20 protein-coding genes are annotated in these 17,617 nt (G+C 71.5%); 15 read left to right on the top strand and 5 right to left on the bottom strand.

Annotated features, from left to right (window positions below; all coding sequences use genetic code 11):
- The first annotated feature begins 20 nt into the window (after positions 1–20).
- The 3 genes from OG246_RS20630 to OG246_RS20640 all read left to right on the top strand — a co-directional run bounded on the left by OG246_RS20630 (position 21) and on the right by OG246_RS20640 (position 2,683).
- Positions 21–1,046, top strand: a complete 1,026-nt coding sequence (locus tag OG246_RS20630) for an ABC transporter ATP-binding protein (RefSeq protein ID WP_266465323.1) — start codon at positions 21–23, stop codon at positions 1,044–1,046.
- A gap of 124 nt (positions 1,047–1,170) precedes the next feature.
- Positions 1,171–1,992, top strand: coding sequence for an ABC transporter permease (locus tag OG246_RS20635; RefSeq protein ID WP_266465324.1), 822 nt, complete (start codon positions 1,171–1,173; stop codon positions 1,990–1,992).
- Between the two features lie 34 nt (positions 1,993–2,026).
- Complete coding sequence (locus OG246_RS20640) at positions 2,027–2,683, top strand: AAA family ATPase (protein WP_266465326.1); 657 nt, start codon at positions 2,027–2,029, stop codon at positions 2,681–2,683.
- Positions 2,684–2,936: 253 nt separating this feature from the next.
- Here the strand turns inward: OG246_RS20640 and ybaK are convergent, their stop codons facing one another.
- From ybaK to OG246_RS20660, 4 genes are all read right to left on the bottom strand, one after another.
- Entirely contained in the window at positions 2,937–3,437 is a 501-nt protein-coding gene (ybaK, locus tag OG246_RS20645) for a Cys-tRNA(Pro) deacylase (protein ID WP_266465328.1), read from the bottom strand.
- A gap of 17 nt (positions 3,438–3,454) precedes the next feature.
- Positions 3,455–4,195, bottom strand: a complete 741-nt coding sequence (locus tag OG246_RS20650; protein ID WP_266465330.1) for an LON peptidase substrate-binding domain-containing protein — start codon at positions 4,193–4,195, stop codon at positions 3,455–3,457.
- Positions 4,196–4,206: 11 nt separating this feature from the next.
- Positions 4,207–5,226: a hypothetical protein gene (locus tag OG246_RS20655; RefSeq protein ID WP_266465333.1), complete on the bottom strand. Its 1,020-nt coding sequence runs from the start codon at positions 5,224–5,226 to the stop codon at positions 4,207–4,209.
- A gap of 184 nt (positions 5,227–5,410) precedes the next feature.
- Positions 5,411–6,991 carry an oxidoreductase gene (locus tag OG246_RS20660; protein ID WP_266465335.1) on the bottom strand — a complete coding sequence of 527 codons (1,581 nt, stop codon included), beginning with the start codon at positions 6,989–6,991 and terminating at the stop codon, positions 5,411–5,413.
- A gap of 181 nt (positions 6,992–7,172) precedes the next feature.
- On the opposite strand from OG246_RS20660, the gene hisD reads away from it, so the two are divergent.
- The 10 genes from hisD to OG246_RS20710 all read left to right on the top strand — a co-directional run bounded on the left by hisD (position 7,173) and on the right by OG246_RS20710 (position 14,865).
- On the top strand, positions 7,173–8,495 hold the full coding sequence (gene hisD / locus OG246_RS20665) for a histidinol dehydrogenase (protein ID WP_266465338.1): 1,323 nt from the start codon (positions 7,173–7,175) through the stop codon (positions 8,493–8,495).
- Positions 8,492–9,598 (top strand): histidinol-phosphate transaminase, encoded by a 1,107-nt coding sequence (locus OG246_RS20670; RefSeq protein ID WP_266465341.1) that lies wholly within the window; start codon positions 8,492–8,494, stop codon positions 9,596–9,598. The genes hisD and OG246_RS20670 overlap by 4 nt, the downstream gene beginning before the upstream one ends.
- A complete protein-coding gene (gene hisB / locus OG246_RS20675; RefSeq protein WP_266465344.1) occupies positions 9,595–10,188 on the top strand; it encodes an imidazoleglycerol-phosphate dehydratase HisB in 594 nt (197 codons plus the stop codon). The genes OG246_RS20670 and hisB overlap by 4 nt, the downstream gene beginning before the upstream one ends.
- 4 nt (positions 10,189–10,192) lie before the next feature.
- Positions 10,193–10,357, top strand: a complete 165-nt coding sequence (locus tag OG246_RS20680) for a hypothetical protein (RefSeq protein WP_266465347.1) — start codon at positions 10,193–10,195, stop codon at positions 10,355–10,357.
- The gene (gene hisH, locus OG246_RS20685) at positions 10,348–10,995 is read left to right on the top strand and encodes an imidazole glycerol phosphate synthase subunit HisH (RefSeq protein ID WP_266465349.1); all 648 of its coding nucleotides are present in this window, start codon (positions 10,348–10,350) and stop codon (positions 10,993–10,995) included. Before OG246_RS20680 ends, hisH begins: the two co-directional genes overlap by 10 nt.
- Positions 10,995–11,726: a bifunctional 1-(5-phosphoribosyl)-5-((5-phosphoribosylamino)methylideneamino)imidazole-4-carboxamide isomerase/phosphoribosylanthranilate isomerase PriA gene (priA, locus tag OG246_RS20690; protein ID WP_266465352.1), complete on the top strand. Its 732-nt coding sequence runs from the start codon at positions 10,995–10,997 to the stop codon at positions 11,724–11,726. The genes hisH and priA overlap by 1 nt, the downstream gene beginning before the upstream one ends.
- Positions 11,723–12,121, top strand: a complete 399-nt coding sequence (locus OG246_RS20695; protein WP_266465355.1) for a RidA family protein — start codon at positions 11,723–11,725, stop codon at positions 12,119–12,121. The genes priA and OG246_RS20695 overlap by 4 nt, the downstream gene beginning before the upstream one ends.
- On the top strand, positions 12,118–12,873 hold the full coding sequence (hisF, locus tag OG246_RS20700; RefSeq protein WP_266465358.1) for an imidazole glycerol phosphate synthase subunit HisF: 756 nt from the start codon (positions 12,118–12,120) through the stop codon (positions 12,871–12,873). The genes OG246_RS20695 and hisF overlap by 4 nt, the downstream gene beginning before the upstream one ends.
- 128 nt (positions 12,874–13,001) lie before the next feature.
- Positions 13,002–13,589: a transcriptional regulator gene (locus OG246_RS20705; protein ID WP_266465361.1), complete on the top strand. Its 588-nt coding sequence runs from the start codon at positions 13,002–13,004 to the stop codon at positions 13,587–13,589.
- A gap of 13 nt (positions 13,590–13,602) precedes the next feature.
- On the top strand, positions 13,603–14,865 hold the full coding sequence (locus tag OG246_RS20710) for an MFS transporter (RefSeq protein WP_266465364.1): 1,263 nt from the start codon (positions 13,603–13,605) through the stop codon (positions 14,863–14,865).
- A gap of 58 nt (positions 14,866–14,923) precedes the next feature.
- Here OG246_RS20710 and OG246_RS20715 read toward each other — a convergent pair whose 3' ends face one another.
- The gene (locus tag OG246_RS20715) at positions 14,924–15,559 is read right to left on the bottom strand and encodes a TIGR03085 family metal-binding protein (protein WP_266465367.1); all 636 of its coding nucleotides are present in this window, start codon (positions 15,557–15,559) and stop codon (positions 14,924–14,926) included.
- A 119-nt stretch (positions 15,560–15,678) separates the two neighbouring features.
- Here OG246_RS20715 and hisI point away from each other — a divergent pair, with 119 nt between their 5' ends.
- Positions 15,679–16,101: a phosphoribosyl-AMP cyclohydrolase gene (gene hisI, locus OG246_RS20720; RefSeq protein ID WP_266465370.1), complete on the top strand. Its 423-nt coding sequence runs from the start codon at positions 15,679–15,681 to the stop codon at positions 16,099–16,101.
- A gap of 11 nt (positions 16,102–16,112) precedes the next feature.
- Positions 16,113–17,591 (top strand): anthranilate synthase component I, encoded by a 1,479-nt coding sequence (locus tag OG246_RS20725; protein ID WP_266465373.1) that lies wholly within the window; start codon positions 16,113–16,115, stop codon positions 17,589–17,591.
- The last annotated feature ends 26 nt before the right edge of the window (positions 17,592–17,617 follow it).

Raw genomic sequence — 17,617 nt, forward strand, 5'->3', positions numbered from 1 at the left:
ACCCCGTAGTCTCGTTCATCGTGAGTACGCGCACGGCAGGGGCAGTCCGCAACGGGCACAGGGGTGATGTCGTGTGCTCGGTGCGCGGTCTCACCAAGACCTACCCGGCCGCGCGCGGACGACGCGGCACTCCCGGTACGCCGGAGGTGCGGGCCAACGACGAGGTACGCCTCGACGTCCGGCGCGGTGAGATCTTCGGGCTGCTCGGGCCGAACGGCGCCGGCAAGACGACCCTCGTACGGCAGCTGACCGGGCTGCTGCGTCCCGACAGCGGCAGCGTGGAGATCCTCGGGCACGACATCGTGCGCCACCCCGAGCGGGCGGCGCGGCTCCTCGCGTACCTCGGACAGGAGTCCACCGCCCTCGACGAGCTGACCGTGTCGCTCGCCGCGGAGACGACCGCGCGCCTTCGCGGGCTCGAGCTGCGTGCGGCGCGGGCCGAGCGGGACGCCGTACTCGACGAGCTCGGCCTCACCTCGATCGCCTCCCGACCCCTGAAGAAGCTCTCCGGCGGGCAGCGGCGCCTCGCCTGCCTCGCCACCGCGCTCGTGGGGGAGCGGCCGCTGCTCGTCCTCGACGAGCCGACCACCGGCATGGATCCCGTCGCCCGCCGAGCCGTCTGGGCCGCCGTAGACCGGCGGCGGGCCGAGCACGACACGACCGTCCTGCTGGTCACCCACAACGTCATCGAGGCCGAGACCGTCCTCGACCGGGTCGCCGTCCTCGACCGGGGCCGGGTCATCGCCTGCGACACCCCGGCCGGGCTGAAGGAGCAGGTCGCGGGCGCGGTACGGGTCGAACTGGTCTGGCGTGAGCGTGCCCCGCTCGATGTTCCCGAGGTCGCCGCGCTGCGCGAGCACGCCGTCGAGTCCGGGCGGCGCTGGACCCTGCGGCTCGCCCCCGAGGAGGCCCGCGCAGTCGTCGCCACGGTCACCGGAGGCGCCGCCTTCGCCGCCCTGGACGACTTCACGCTGGCCACGCCGAGCCTGGAGGACGTGTATCTGGCGCTCGGCGGCGACACCACGCAAGGGTTGGTGAAGGCTTGAGGGTCTTGAGTGTGCGGGGCGCGGGATCCGTACGGGAGTCTGTACGGGAGCTCGCATGGACGGGGTGGAGCTTCGTGGGCCTCGAGAACAGGACTGCTGCCGGAGTGAAGAGGAGCAGCTCGACGTGAGTGTCGTACCCGCTGAGGTGCTGCCGGGCAGTGCGCTGCCCGTGGCCGAGGACGTCTGCGATGCCGCGGAACTGGGGCCTCGTGCGCGGCTGTGGCCGTCGCTGGCCGCCGTGTACCGGGCGCAGCTGTCCCGGGCGCGCGTCGCGCGGATTCCGCTGCTGTTCGTGGCCACCTTCCAGTCCATCGGGATCATGATCCTGATGCGGGGCGTGGTGGACGGCGGCGGTGAGGCGCAGGCCGTAGTGGCGGGGTCTTCGGTGCTCGTCGTGGCCTTCGTCGCCCTCAATCTTCTGGCCCAGTACTTCGGACAGCTGCGCGCGAGCGGCGGGCTCGACCACTACGCGACGCTGCCCGTGCCACCGGCCGCCGTCGTGCTCGGCGCCGCGGGCGCGTACGCCTCCTTCACCGTGCCCGGGACCATCGCCACCGCCGTCTGCGGCTGCCTGCTCTTCGGGCTGCCGATGGCCAACCTGTGGGTGCTCGTCCTGGTGATCCCGCTCTCGGGCGCCGCGCTCGCCGGGCTCGGGGCGGCCTTCGGGCTGCTCGCGCCGCGACCCGAACTCGCCACGCTCCTTGGACAGTTGGGGATGTCGGCGGCGCTGCTGCTTGGTGTGCTGCCGGCGGACCGGTTGCCGACGGTCGTGCAGTACGGGCGGGATCTGCTGCCCTCGACGTACGGGGTCGACGCTCTCGCGCGGAGCTTCGACGCGCATCCCGACTGGGCCCTCGTCCTCGGTGACCTCGGCGTCTGCGCGGGTGTCGGGGTGGCCTCGCTGGCCCTCGCGACCTGGGCGTACCGCCGGGCGGCCGTCCGGTGACGCGGCTGACAGGCGGGCCTGGCACGATGTCAGGGTGACCGCTCCGCTGACTCCGCCTCCGCCGCCGCATCATCAGCCCTCGCACGACCCCTGGCAGGTTCCGCCTGCCAATGGTGTGGTGGAGGCCGCCGGATATGAACAGGACGGCCCCGGGATGAAGACCGAAGTGCGCGAGGCCGCCGTGATCGCGGTGGCCGTGGCGCTCGGCGGGGTGCTGCTCGGGGTGCTGTGGTGGTGGCTGGCACCGTCGGTGCCGCTGATCGCGGACGACACCGCGGTGTACCTCAAGGACACCGAGGGGGAGCAGGCCATCGGGGTCGACGGAACGTTCACTCTGCTGGCGCTGGCGTTCGGCGCGGTGAGTGCGCTGGCCGTGTTCCTGTGGCGGCGGCGCGGGGGTGTTCCGCTGGTCGTCGCTCTCGCGGTCGGCGGGGTGCTCGGGTCGCTGCTCGCGTGGCGGATCGGGATCTGGCTCGGGCCCACCCAGGACGTGGTCGCGCATGCCAAGGAAGTGGGCAAGGACGTCATCTTCTCCGCGCCGTTGAAGCTGGGTGCGAAGGGGGCGATGCTGGCGTGGTCCCTGTCGGCGCTTGTGGTGCACCTCGGGCTGACCGCGCTGTTCGGGCCGCGGGATCCTGATCCGTATCTGAGCCCGTACGAGGCTGCGCCGCCGGTGCCTCCGGCGGGGTGACCGGCAGGTGGGGGGTGGGGGTGGTTTTTTCGCCCCCTCCGCCCCTACCCGTCCCTTGTTCCTGGGGCTCCGCCCCAGACCCCGCTCCTCAAACGCCGGAGGGGCTGAAAATCAAACGCCGGAGGGGCTGAAAATCTTCACGCCGGCCGGTGGCCGTGGTTGGAGCGGCCCTTCTTGATGCGCCATTTGCGTTTTCGTGTTTTCTTCGACATGCCCTTCGTGCTTAGCCGAGGACGGGGTGTTCGTCGAGGGGTCACGCACGGCCGATGGGGGCGGCGACCGCTTCCGTGAGATCGGTGAGGTCGGAGGGGGAGAGCTCCACCTCCAGGCCGCGGCGGCCCGCCGAGACGCAGATCGTGGTGTGGGCGGCGGCCGAGGCGTCGAGGACCGTGGGGAGCTTCTTGCGCTGGCCGAGGGGGGAGATGCCGCCGCGGACGTACCCCGTGGTGCGCTCGGCCGCCGCCGGGTCCGCCATCGCGGCACGCTTGCCGCCGACCGCCGTGGCCAGCGCCTTCAGGTCGAGGGAGCCGGCCACCGGGACGACCGCGACGACGAGGGCGCCGTCGACGTCCGCCACCAGCGTCTTGAAGACACGGTCGGGGGAGACGCCCATCGCCTCGGCGGCCTCCTCGCCGTACGAGGGGTGCGCGGGGTCGTGTTCGTAGGCGTGGACCGTGTACGGGACACCCGCCGCCGTCAGAGCCACGGTCGCCGGGGTGCCCCCGGCCTGCTGCTTCTTCGACTTCTTCGCCAAGGTGCCGATGCCTTACGTCAGTTGAGACTCGTCGGGCCGCGCGTCAGGTCCGACGCCGGCAACGACGGCAGATTACGGATGATCGCGGTCTCCGCGCGCAGGAGTTTCAGCTCCTCGCGCAGGCGGGCGGCGGTGTCCGGGGTCCCCAGCAGCCGCTGCTTCGCCGGGATGTCCAGCATGACGGCGGCGGCCACCAGGTAGGAGACCACGGCGGGCTCGTCCGGAAGGTCGGCGCCGGTGGTCAGGGAGCGCTCGCGGGCACCCGCCAGACGCTTCTGGTACTGGCGGAAGGCCCGCAGGACGCCCTCGGCGAGCGCGCCGGCCTCCTCGCCCGGGTCCTCGGGCAGCTCCTCCAGCTCGGCCGTGAGGAACGCGCCGGAGGTGTCGACCGAGACCAGCCGCACGCGTGTCGTCCCCGTCGCCAGCACCTCGAAGCTGCCGTCGGGGCGCTCCCGGATGGTCGCCGCGTCCGCGATGCAGCCCACCTCGTGGAAGGCCTTGGCCGGGTCGTCGCCGAAGCCGGCGGCGGGCCCGCGCTCGGGCACCGCCGTCTGGTCCGGCATGCCGGGGGCGGTGGGCGCGACCTCGTGGCCGTCGCGGATGGCGACGACGGCGAACCGGCGCGGTTCGTCCTCGGGGGTCTTCAGCAGATCGCGCATCATGGCGCGGTAGCGCTCCTCGAAAATGTTCAGAGGAAGCACGAGCCCCGGGAACAGAACCGAGTTCAGGGGGAAGAGCGGGAGCCGGACGGTGGTCACGACGGGAAAGCCTAATGGTCTCCGGAGCGGGCGCGTCCGCTGTGCTCACTCCGTGGATGCAGGGGCATGCCCGCGGCGACCTCCAGACGGACGCCGTCGCGCAGTTCCAGGAACTGGCCGAGGGGATCGTCGGAGACCCGGTCCCAGGGGAACGACGTCGCGTACGGGCCGATCAGGCGCAGCTGCTCCAGGGCGTCCTCCCAGCGTTCCAGCCTGACCAGGACGTACGCCAGGAGGTTGCGGACCTCCGCGGGCCACGAGTCCCCTGCGGCGTACGTCGCCGAGACCGCGATCGCGAGGTCGGCCGCAGCGTCGAGGCGCTCGCGCAGCACCAGCGCCCCGCCGCCCTCGGTCAGGTAGGCGAAGGCGGCGCGCACCGGCAGCGCCTGCACCAGGGAGCCGGGCAGCGCGTCCTGCGCGGCCCGCTCGGCGAAGTCGAAGCACTCGCGGTGCGAGCCGTACCAGGCGGCCGACAGATACCGCAGGGCGGCCACATGGCAGCCGTAGTGGTGCGGGGAACGGCGTACGGCCTCGCCCCACAGCTGCTCGAACTCGGTGTGCCCGGCGTTCGTGCCGCGGGCCTGGTCGAGCGCGATCCGCCAGGGCACCGGGTCACGCGGATCGCCCTCCGCCGCGGCGGAGATCAGCGGGCCGACCTCGCGCAGCAGCTCCACGCGGGCCGGGGACTCCCAGCCCCGGGACACCGCCAGCTCGGCCTTGACCAGCAGGGCGTCCGGGTCGTGCGGGGAGGCGTCCTGCCATGCCCGGAGCCAGTCGTCGCGGGAGCGCGCGAAGGTGGCGAGTCGCATCGCGTACCGGTCGCGGTCCTCCCACTCGGCGGCTTCACGCGTGGTGGTGAGCAGCTTGGCCGCGGGGGTGTACTCGCCTCGGCCGGCCGCGACGAGGACGGGACCGAGCCGTTCGTCCGGGGCGTCGAGCAACACCTCGTCGTCGGCGGGCAGCCCGGCGGCGAGGCCTGAAGCGTTCCGGGCCATCCGGGCGGTGCGGATGAACGCGCGCAGCAGTGCCATGGTGGAGACCATTGAAAACCGCAGGTCGGAGCTGTACCAGGGGGGCGCTGTGAAGCTTTCGTAACCGTCAATAGGTTGTATGGAAGATAGTCAAGGGCGAGTAAAAGGTGACTGATGTTCTACTGGTGATTTCCTGTCATGAGCCTGTCGGCCGGTGAGCCCGCAGCCGCAGGTCGGCCGCGTGTCAGCCGCGCCGCAGCAGCCGTGTCGCCCCGGCCGCCACCGTCGTCGCCAGGATCCAGCCAAGGAGGATCACCACCGCGGACAGCCACTGCCAGCCGCCGCGCAGCTGCCAGAAACCCACCTGGCCGAGGTCGATCACCGGCAGCAGCAGGTCCAGGGCGAACAGGGAGGAGTTCCACGGCGGATGCTCGCCGCTCTTCATCGGCGGGTGGCTGGCGTGCGAGAACGCGATCGAGGTCGCCGCCCACAGCACCGCCATCCACAGGGCGGCCCGCCCGGGCCGGTACCCGTAGGCGACCGTCCAGTCCTGCGCGTACCCCCAGAGCTTGGCGGCGAGCGGCAGCGTCTCGCGGCGGCGGCGCTGCTTGGCGAGCAGCACCTCGCGCGCGTCCTCGTCCTCGCCGGAGTTGCGCAGCACGGCGGCCAGGCGCTCGTACGGCTCCGGGTTGTACTCGGCGGTCGCCGCCGCCACCCACTCCAGGCGCCGGGTCAGCGGGAACGCGCCCTGCGGCACGAGGTTCTCGTAACCGAAGCCGCCCATGTGGAGGCCGCCGGGCCCCGGCCAGCTGGCCGCCCGGTCGACCAGGTTGACCACCTTCGCGCCCGACAGCACCACCTTGCCGCGCTCGGGTCTCTCCCCGAGGAAACGCAGCTCGGGCGTCTGGACCCGGCGCAGCGACAGCTCCTGGTCGTCGTCGAAGAGGAAGCGGGCCCGCTCCAGGTCGAGTGCGTCCCCGAACCGCCCGTCGTCAAGACGGATCCCGCCCTGGCACTCGAACCGCTGCACCACCGTGCCGCGCGCCGGGGTGGTCCCGCTGGTCAGGATGGGATTGCCGACGCCCGCAGGGGTCATGTACAGCGTGCGGTTGACGGTCAGCTGGGGGGCGTTCAGCGCGAGACGCGTGTACGGGTTGCTCAGCTTGCTGCCGCGCAGGCTGAGCGACACGCCGACGGTGGCGCCGCGCAGACTCAGTTCTCCGTGCGACTCCAGCATCTCGGCCTGCAGGTCCTGCCCGACGGTCATGCCGTCGCCGGTGATCGAACGCCCGCGCCGGTCGCGGTAGACCACGGCCTGGTTGAGCAGCAGATCGGTGCCGATGTGCGCGTCGGTGAGGCGTACCCCGTTGTGGAAGCGGCAGCGCGGCAGATGCAGGTCGCCCTCGGTGTGCAGGCGGGCCGCCTCCAGGCGGGGCACCGAGCAGTCCACCAGCCGTACGGTCTGGAACCGGGCCTCCGGTAACAGGATCTCCTTCTCGAACCGGCACCCCTTCAGCTCGACGTACGGCACCACGGTCCCGCCCGCGAGATCGAGCACGTCGGTGATCTGCACGCCGGTCAGCTTCAGGGAGGCCACGCGGCCCTGGAGCGCGGGGGGCCCGTCGAGCAGCAGCCACGCCACGATCCGGGCCCGCACACTGCGCTCGGGACCCCAGGGATGGCCGCCGTGCGGATCGTCGGCGGTCGTGTCCCCGCTGCGCAGGTCGTACACGCTGCCGTTGCGGAAGGACTGCCACATTCCGGCCTCGGCGGCGGTCAGCTCGTCCGGCAGGTCCCCATTGCGGATGCCGGCACCCTCACTCACGGTTTTTCCCTTCCTCCCCAGCTACAGGCGTCCTCCCCAGCTACTCGCGGGTTTCGGACAACCGTTCAATGCCCGCTGGGTGACGCCCCGAACGCTAACGGTGAAGCTGATCTTCCGGGGCTTGTATCAGCCATTGATACAGGCGTCCGGCGCCTTATCGCCGTCTGAGAGAATTGGGCACGTGATCTCCCGAATCGATCTGCGCGGCGACGCCCTCCCCGAGGGCCCCGCTCTGCGCGACCTGCTGCCCCGAGCCGACTTCGACGTCTCGGCCGCCCTGGAGAAGGTGCGTCCGATCTGCGAGGCCGTGCATCATCGGGGAGACGCGGCGCTGATCGACTACGCGGAGAAGTTCGACGGCGTACGGCTCGAGTCCGTACGGGTCCCGGCCCAGACGCTCACGGACGCCCTGGAGCAGCTCGACCCCGCCGTGCGCGCGGCCCTGGAGGAGTCCATCCGCCGCGCCCGCATCGTCCACCGCGAGCAGCGCCGCACCACGCACACCACCCAGGTCGTGCCCGGCGGCTCGGTCACCGAGAAGTGGCTGCCGGTCGACCGGGTCGGGCTGTACGCGCCCGGCGGCCGGTCCGTCTACCCGTCGTCCGTGATCATGAACGTGGTCCCGGCGCAGGAGGCCGGCGTCGAGTCGATCGCCCTCGCCTCGCCCGCCCAGGCCGAGTTCGGCGGCCTGCCGCACCCGACGATCCTCGCCGCCTGCGAGCTGCTCGGCGTCGACGAGGTGTACGCGGCCGGCGGCGCCACCGCCGTCGCGATGTTCGCGTACGGCACCGAGTCCTGCCCGCCCGCCAACATGGTCACCGGCCCCGGCAACATCTGGGTCGCCGCCGCCAAGCGCTACTTCGCGGGCAGGATCGGCATCGACGCCGAGGCCGGTCCCACCGAGATCGCGATCCTTGCCGACGAGAGCGCCGACCCGGTGCACGTCGCCTCCGACCTGATCAGTCAGGCCGAGCACGACCCGCTGGCCGCCGCAGTCCTCGTCACGGACTCCGTGGAACTGGCCGACGCGGTCCAGAAGGAGCTCGAGCCGCAGGTCGCGGCGACCAAGCACATCGAGGACCGGATCGTTCCGGCGCTGGCCGGCAGGCAGTCTGCGATCGTCCTTGTCGACGGCATCGACGAGGGCCTGCGGGTCGTCAACGCGTACGGCGCCGAGCACCTGGAGATCCAGACGGCCGACGCGAGCGCGGTCGCGGACCGCGTACGGAACGCCGGTGCGATCTTCGTCGGCCCCTGGGCGCCCGTCTCGCTGGGCGACTACGCGGCCGGCTCCAACCACGTGCTCCCCACCGGCGGCTGCGCCTGCCACTCCTCGGGTCTGTCGGTCCAGTCCTTCCTGCGCGGGATCCACATCGTGGACTACACACGCGATGCCCTCGCGGAGGTCGCCCACCACGTGGTGACACTCGCGGAGGCGGAGGACCTGCCCGCGCACGGCGCGGCGATCAAGGCCCGGTTCGAGTGGAAGGTGCCCAGCAAGTGACCGGCATCGACGATCTCCCCGTACGCGACGAGCTGCGCGGCAAGACCCCCTACGGCGCGCCCCAACTCGACGTCCCCGTACGCCTCAACACCAACGAGAACCCGTACCCGCTGCCCGAACCGCTCGTCGAGCGGATCGCCGAGCGGGTGCGCGAGGCCGCCCGGAACCTCAACCGCTATCCCGACCGGGACGCGGTGGAGTTGCGCACCGAACTGGCCAAGTACCTGACGAGGACCGGCAAGCACCCGGTCGGCGTCGACAACGTCTGGGCTGCGAACGGCTCCAACGAGGTCATCCAGCAGCTGCTGCAGACCTTCGGTGGACCCGGCCGAACCGCGATCGGTTTCGAGCCCTCGTACTCGATGCACGCGCTCATCTCGCGCGGCACCGGGACGGGCTGGATCTCCGGTCCGCGCAACGAGGACTTCACGATCGACCTCGCCGCCGCCGAGCAGGCCATCGCCGAGAACCGGCCGGACGTCGTCTTCATCACCACCCCCAACAACCCCACGGGCAACGCGGTCCCGCCCGAGACGGTCCTCGCGCTGTACGAGGCCGCGCAGGCGGCGAAGCCGTCGATGGTGGTGGTCGACGAGGCGTACATCGAGTTCAGCCACGGCGACTCGCTGCTGCCGCTGATCGAAGGTCGGCCGAATCTCGTCGTCTCGCGGACGATGTCCAAGGCGTTCGGCGCGGCCGGGCTGCGGCTCGGCTATCTCGCCGCGCACCCGGCGGTCGTCGACGCGGTCCAGCTCGTCCGGCTGCCGTACCACCTGTCGGCCGTCACGCAGGCGACCGCGCTGGCCGCCCTGGAGCACACCGACACCCTGCTGGGTTACGTGGAGCAGCTGAAGGCCGAGCGGGACCGGCTGGTCGTCGAACTGCGCGCGATCGGCTACGACGTGACCGAGTCGGACGCCAACTTCGTGCAGTTCGGGCGGTTCGCCGACTCCCACGAGGCATGGCAGAAGATCCTCGACCGGGGCGTCCTGGTCCGGGACAACGGCATCCCGGGGTGGCTGCGGGTCACCGCCGGAACCCCCGCCGAAAACGACGCGTTCCTGGACGCGGTCCGTGAACTGAAGAAGGAGCAGAGCGCATGAGCCGCGTCGGAAGAGTTGAGCGGGTGACCAAGGAGACGTCGGTCCTCGTCGAGATCGATCTCGACGGAACCGGCAAGGTCGATGTGTCGACAGGTGTCGGCTTCTACGACCACATGCTCGACCAGCTCGGCCGGCACGGTCTGTTCGACCTGACCGTGAAGACCGAGGGCGACCTGCACATCGACTCGCACCACACCATCGAGGACAGCGCCCTCGCGCTCGGCGCCGCCTTCAAGCAGGCGCTCGGCGACAAGGTGGGGATCTACCGCTTCGGTAACTGCACGGTCCCGCTGGACGAGTCGCTCGCCCAGGTGACCGTCGACCTCTCAGGCCGCCCCTACCTCGTGCACACCGAGCCCGAGAAGATGGCGCCGATGATCGGCGAGTACGACACGACGATGACCCGGCACATCCTGGAGTCCTTCGTCGCGCAGGCCCAGGTCGCGCTGCACGTGCACGTGCCCTACGGGCGCAACGCGCACCACATCGTGGAGTGCCAGTTCAAGGCGCTGGCCCGCGCGCTGCGTTACGCCTGTGAGCGTGACCCGCGCGCCGCCGGCATCCTCCCCTCCACGAAGGGTGCGCTGTAAAGCCATGACAGGCCTCAACACCGTCCTCATCGTCGTCGGGCTCTTCCTGCTCGGCGGTGTCTACTCCTTCGTCAAGCAGAAGATGCCGATGAGCCTCATCGTGCTGCTCTCGATCGGTGCCGCGATGTGTCTCGTGGCGGGGGTCCTGCGGTTGGAGGTGTGGAATTGACCGCCCCCAAGAAGGTCGTCGTCTTCGACTACGGCTTCGGCAATGTGCGCAGCGCCGAGCGTGCTCTCGCCCGCACCGGTGCCGAGGTCGAGATAACGCGTGACTACGACAAGGCCATGAACGCCGACGGGCTGCTGGTGCCGGGTGTCGGCGCCTTCGCCGCCTGCATGAAGGGCCTCCGTGAGGCCCGCGGCGACTGGATCATCGGCCGCCGGCTGGCCGGCGGGCGCCCGGTCATGGGCATCTGCGTGGGCATGCAGATCCTCTTCGCGCGCGGCATCGAGCACGGCGTGGAGACCGAGGGCCTCGACGAGTGGCCCGGCTCGGTCGAGCCGCTCCAGGCCGAGATCGTGCCGCACATGGGCTGGAACACCGTCGAAGCCCCGGCCGCCTCGCAGCTCTTCGCGGGTCTCGAAGCAGACGCGCGCTTCTACTTCGTGCACTCCTACGCCGTCCACGACTGGTCTCTCGAGGTCGGGAACCCGCTGATACGGCCGCCCCTGGTGACCTGGTCCACGCACGGCAAGCCCTTCGTGGCGGCCGTCGAGAACGGCGCCCTGTGGGCCACCCAGTTCCACCCCGAGAAGTCCGGCGACGCCGGAGCGCAGCTGCTGAACAACTGGATCGGAACCCTCTGATGCCTTCGAAGCTCGAACTCCTCCCCGCCGTCGACGTCCGCGACGGCCAGGCCGTCCGGCTCGTCCACGGCGAATCCGGTACGGAGACCTCGTACGGCTCCCCGCTGGAAGCCGCGCTCGCCTGGCAGCGGTCGGGCGCCGAGTGGCTGCACCTCGTCGACCTGGACGCCGCGTTCGGCACCGGCGACAACCGCAAGCTGATCGCCGAGGTCGCCGGCGCCATGGACATCAAAGTGGAGCTGTCCGGCGGTATCCGCGACGACGACACCCTGGCCGCCGCGCTCGCCACCGGCTGCACCCGCGTCAACCTCGGCACCGCCGCCCTGGAGACCCCCGAGTGGGTCGCCAAGGTCATCGCCCAGCACGGCGACAAGATCGCGGTCGGTCTCGACGTACGCGGCACGACGCTGCGCGGCCGCGGCTGGACCCGCGACGGCGGCGACCTCTACGAGACCCTGGAGCGCCTCAACTCCGAGGGCTGCGCGCGGTACGTGGTGACGGACATCGCCAAGGACGGCACGCTGCAGGGCCCCAACCTGGAGCTGCTGCGCAATGTGTGCGCGGCGACGGACCGCCCGGTCGTCGCCTCGGGAGGCGTGTCCTCCCTGGACGACCTGCGCGCCATCGCCGAGCTCGTGCCCCTCGGCGTCGAGGGCTCGATCGTCGGGAAGGCCCTGTACGCGAAGGCGTTCACCCTGGAAGAGGCACTGGAAGCGGTGGCTGCCCTGTGAGCGGCGTACGACGGATCTCGACCGGCGCGCCCTGGGAGGAGGCCTTCGGGTACTCCCGCGCGGTGGAGCTGCCGAACGGTCTGGTGCTGGTCGCCGGGTGCACGTCCGTGGTCAACGGGGAGATCGCCGCCGGCGCCCCGTACGAGCAGACGGTCAACTCCTTCAACGTCGCGTTCGCGGCGCTCGAGCAGCTGGGCCTCGGCCGCGACGATGTTGTCCGCACACGTATGTACATCACCCATGCCCGTGACGTGGAGGATGTCGGCCGCGCCCACAAGGAGCTGTTCGACTCCGTCCGCCCCGCCGCATCGATGATCATCGTCTCCGGTTTCGTGGACCCGAGTCTGGTCGTCGAGGTCGAGGTGGAGGCGTACCGGGGGGCCTCCGAGTCATGACGCTCGCCGTACGAGTCATCCCCTGCCTGGACGTCGACAACGGCCGGGTCGTCAAGGGTGTCAACTTCCAGAACCTGCGCGACGCGGGCGACCCCGTCGAGATGGCCAAGGTGTACGACGCCGAGGGCGCCGACGAGCTGACCTTCCTGGACATCACGGCGTCCTCCGGCAACCGCGAGACCACGTACGACGTGGTGCGCCGCACGGCCGAGCAGGTCTTCATCCCGCTGACCGTGGGGGGCGGTGTCCGCACCGCCGAGGACGTGGACAAGCTGCTGCGGGCGGGCGCCGACAAGGTCGGGGTCAACACGGCCGCGATCGCCCGGCCCGAGCTCATCCGCGAGATCGCCGAGCGGTTCGGGCGGCAGGTGCTCGTGCTGTCGGTGGACGCCCGTCGCACGGAGAGCGGCTCCTTCGAGGTCACCACCCACGGCGGACGCAAGGGCACCGGCATCGACGCCGTGGAGTGGGCGCACCGGGCCGCCGAGCTGGGCGCGGGGGAGATCCTGCTCAACTCGATGGACGCGGACGGCACGAAGGACGGCTACGACATCGAGATGATCGAGGCCGTACGCAAGCACGTGACCGTTCCGCTGATCGCCAGCGGCGGCGCGGGGCGGCTCGCCCACTTCCCGCCGGCCATCGCCGCGGGCGCCGACGCGGTGCTCGCGGCGTCCGTCTTCCACTTCGGGGATCTGCGGATCGGCGAGGTGAAGGAGACGCTGAAGGGGGCGGGGTATCCCGTTCGCTGAGGTCATCCGCCTTTGAGCCCCGGCACGTTGGTGGCCGGGGCTCAGGTGTGTCCGGACATCCCGAGACGTGAAAGGAAAGTTGCGCAATTTTAGTTGCGCAATTTTTCTTTCACATCTACGGTGGGGGCATGGCAAGCAAGGAGAACCGCCGCATCACGGATGTGGGCACGCTCAAGGCCCTGGGACATCCGCTGCGGATGAAGCTATACCGGGCGTTGAACGTGACCGGTGCCGCGACCGCGTCCCAGCTGGGCGAACAGGTCGACGAGGCGCCCTCGCTGGTCAGTTACCACCTGCGCAAGCTCGCCGAGCACGGGCTGATCCAGGAGGCCGAGCCGCGCAGCGGGGACGGCCGGGAGCGCTGGTGGGAGCCCGCCTCGGACGGCGTGACCGTCCGGGGCGTGGACTTCCGGGACGCGCCCGAGAGGGAGGCCGCGCACCTGGCCTTCACCCGGCTCTTCCACGAGGAGCGCGGCGACCACTACCGGCGCTACCTCGACGAGCGCGCCACCTGGCCCACCGAGTGGAACGACGCCGCCGCCGACGCGGAGGCCACGCTCCGGCTGACCGCCGCCGAACTCGGCGCGCTACAGGAGGAGTTGCTCACGGTCATCAGGAAGTACGACGACCAGGGCCGCGCCGACGAAGCGGCCGGCGCCACCGAAGGGCGCGAGAACGTCGCGCTGCACCTGTACGGCTTCCCGTTCCGCCCCTGAGAGGACGCGTTCCGTGACCACGACCACCCTGCGCCAGGCCTCGGCCCCGGCCGCCCCCGCCGCCCCCGAAAGGCCCGCCCACCGCGACGGAAACGTGCTGCGCTGGCTCGGCGCCTACACCGCCTCGATGCTCGGCGACAACGTCTACTACATCGCGTTGTCCTGGGCGGCAGTCCAGGCCGGTACGCCCTCGCAGGCCGGCCTCGTGATGGCCGTGAGCGCCGTGCCGCGGGCGCTGCTGATGCTGGGCGGGGGAGTGGTCGCCGACCGCTTCGGGCCGCGGAAGGTCGTCATCGGCAGTGACGCCGTGCGCTGCGCGGCCGTCCTCGCGGTGGCCGCGCTGCTGTTCGCGACCGGCCCCGGGTTGTGGCTGCTCGCCCTGCTCGCCATAGTCTTCGGCACCGTCGACGCCGTCTTCATGCCCGCCGTGGGCGCCCTCCCGGCGCGCGTCACGAGCCGCGGCCAGCTCGCCCGCGTCCAGGGCATGCGGGGTCTCGCGATCCGCTTCGCCAACGTGGTGGGCGCTCCGCTCGGCGGCCTGTGCGTGGCTCTCGGCGGCGCGGCGGCGGCCTTCGGGCTCGCGGGGATGCTGATCGCCCTGTCGGTGCCGCTGCTGGTCTCCGTACGCATGAAGGAGCTGCCCGCCGACGGCGAGGTCGCGGAGCGCACACCGTGGCGCGACCTCCGTGACGGGCTGCGGTACATCCGGCGGCACCCCGTCCTCGCGCCGCTCATCGCCGCCATCGCGCTCGGCGACCTCGGCTTCGTCGGACCGCTCAACGTGGGGCTGACCCTGCTGGCCGACCAGCGCGGCTGGGGCGCCTCCGGGATGGGCTGGGTGCTCGCCGGGTTCGGGACCGGTGCGGGGGCCGCCGCCATGCTGCTGACCGTGCGAGGCCGACTGCCGCGCGCGGGGCGGCTGGCCGGGGTGGCGATCCTGGCGGGTTCGGTGGCGATCGGTTCGCTCGCGTACGTGCCCTCGCTGGCCGTCGCCGTCGGTGTCGCGCTCCTCATCGGGCTGCTCGCCGGGCTCAGCGGCGCACTGTGCGGGGCGCTGCTGCAGACCCAGGCGGACCCCGCCTACCTGGGCCGGGTCGGCTCCGTCTCCGGCATCGTCAGCCTCGGCCTCGCACCGCTCAGCATGCCGGTGACCGCCGCCGCGATCGGCTGGTGGGGCACCGGGCCCGTCTTCGTCACCAGCGCGGCGGTCTGCGGGCTCGGCGGGGTGCTCGCCCTGTGCGTGGCACCGCTGCGGCGCGCCGAGCTCCCGAAGTAGCGGGCCGGACCCGGAGCAGCGGTCCGACCCGGAGTAGCGGGCAGAGCCCGGGCAGCGGTCAGAGACCGAGTTGCTTCGCCTCGTGCAGTTTCGCGATCGCGTCCTTGTCGCCCTCCAGCTCGACATCGGCCACCTGCTGCCGGCCGAAGGCGAACATCAGCAGCTCCGAGGGCTCGCCGGTCACCGTCACGACCGGCGTGCCCTTGTGTGCGACCGCCGTCTGGCCGTCCGGCCGGCGCAGCACAAGGCCCGTCGGGGCACTGCGTCCCGTCAGCCGGGCCGCGCGCTCCAGACGGGACCACAGGGCGTCCTGGAAGACCGGGTCGAGGGCGCGCGGCGTCCAGTCGGGCTGCGCACGGCGTACGTCCTCGGTGTGGACGTAGAACTCGATGACGTTCGCCGCCTCGTCGATCTGCTTCAGCGAGAACGGGGAGAAACGCGGCGGACCCGTACGGATCAGCTGGATCAGCTCCTCGTACGGCTTCTCGGCGAACTCCGTCATCACCCGCTCCAGACGCGGCGCGAGCTGTTTGATCCAGGTCCCTCCCGCGGCGTCGGCACGGCGCTCACGCACCACCACGTGCGCGGCGAGATCACGGGTGTTCCAGCCCTCGCACAGAGTGGGGGCGTCCGGGCCCTCGGCCTCCAACAGGTCGGCGAGGAGAAGTCGTTCACGCTTCGCATGGGTCGACATACAGCCAGCGTACGGCTACCCCCACACTCCGCCCAGTGGACAGCGGCGGACGGGGGCCTTGCGGTCCGGCCTGTGGACAACGGCCGGGCCTGTCCCACCGGCGCGGCACAATGGACCGCATGACCAGCACGCCCCCGCCCAGCAGGCCCAGCAGCCTCGACCCCGAGATCGCCGCGCGCCTCAAGCGCGCCGCCGACGGGCTCGTCCCCGCCATCGCCCAGCAGTACGACACCGGTGAGGTGCTGATGCTCGGCTGGATGGACGACGAGGCGCTGCATCGCACGCTCACCACGGGCCGCTGCACGTACTGGTCGCGCAGCCGCCGGGAGTACTGGGTCAAGGGCGACACCTCGGGCCACTTCCAGCACGTGAAGTCCGTCGCCCTGGACTGCGACGCCGACACCGTGCTCGTCAAGGTCGACCAGGTGGGCGCGGCGTGTCACACCGGCGCCCGCACCTGCTTCGACGCCGACGTGCTGCTCAAGGACGCCGACGGACCGATCGAGGGCGCCGATTCCGGCGTACCGGCACGGGATCAGTAAGGTCTGCCGCCATGGACCTCGAGACCTTCCGCAAGCTGGCCACCGACCGGCGCGTGATCCCTGTCAGCCGCAAGCTCCTCGCGGACGGTGACACGCCGGTCGCGCTCTACCGCAAGCTGGCCGCCGAGCGCCCCGGCACCTTCCTCCTGGAATCCGCCGAGAACGGCCGCTCCTGGTCCCGCTACTCCTTCGTGGGCGTCCGCTCCGCCGCGACCCTGACCGAGCGCGACGGGCAGGCCCACTGGCTCGGCACCCCGCCCGTCGGCGTCCCGGCCGACGGCGACCCGCTCGTCGCCCTGCGCGCCACCATCGAGGCCCTGCACACCCCGCACGGCGAGGGCCTGCCCCCGTTCACCGGCGGCATGGTCGGCTACCTCGGCTACGACATCGTGCGCCGCCTGGAGAAGATCGGCCCCGGCGAGCGCGACGACCTGAAGCTCCCCGAGCTGACCATGCTGCTCACCAGCGACCTCGCCGTCATGGACCACTGGGACGGCTCGGTCCAGCTGATCGCCAACGCGATCAACCACAACGACCTCGACACGGGCGTCGACGAGGCGTACGCGGACGCCGTCGCGCGCCTGGACGCCATGGAGGCGGACCTCTCGCGCGCGGTCTCCCAGCCGCCCGCCGCGCTGCCGCCCTCCGAGCTCCCCGAGTACACCGCGCTCTGGGGCGGCCCCGACTACCAGGACGCCGTCGAGGACATCAAGGAGCGCATCCGGGCGGGCGAGGCCTTCCAGGTCGTCCCCTCCCAGCGCTTCGAAACGCCGTGCACGGCAAGCGCGTTGGACGTGTACCGGGTGCTGCGGGCGACCAATCCCTCCCCGTACATGTACCTGTTCCGCTTCGACGGATTCGATGTCGTCGGCTCGTCCCCGGAGGCCCTCGTCAAGGTCGAGGACGGGCAGGCGATGGTGCACCCCATCGCGGGCACCCGGCCGCGCGGCGCCACCGTCCAGGAGGATCAGGCCCTCGCCGACGAGCTGATCGCCGACCCCAAGGAGCGCGCCGAGCACCTCATGCTCGTCGACCTGGGGCGCAACGACCTCGGACGGGTCTGCGAACCCGGCTCCGTCGAGGTCGTCGACTTCATGTCCATCGAGCGGTACTCGCACGTCATGCACATCGTCTCGACGGTCACCGGCCGGGTCGCGCCGGGCCGCACCGCCTTCGACGTCCTCACCGCCTGCTTCCCCGCGGGCACCCTCTCCGGCGCGCCCAAGCCGCGCGCGATGCAGATCATCGACGAGCTGGAGCCGTCCCGAAGGGGGCTGTACGGCGGCTGCGTCGGCTATCTCGACTTCGCGGGCGACTCCGACACCGCCATCGCCATCCGTACGGCGCTGCTGCGGGACGGCACGGCCTATGTGCAGGCCGGGGCGGGCGTGGTCGCCGACTCCGACCCGGTCGCGGAGGACAACGAGTGCCGGAACAAGGCCGCCGCGGTGCTGCGCGCGGTGCACACGGCGAACCGGCTCGGGCAATAGGACGAGTGTCACGTGAACCCCGGGTG

This window comes from Streptomyces sp. NBC_00620, assembly GCF_026341825.1.
Taxonomy (GTDB): domain Bacteria; phylum Actinomycetota; class Actinomycetes; order Streptomycetales; family Streptomycetaceae; genus Streptomyces.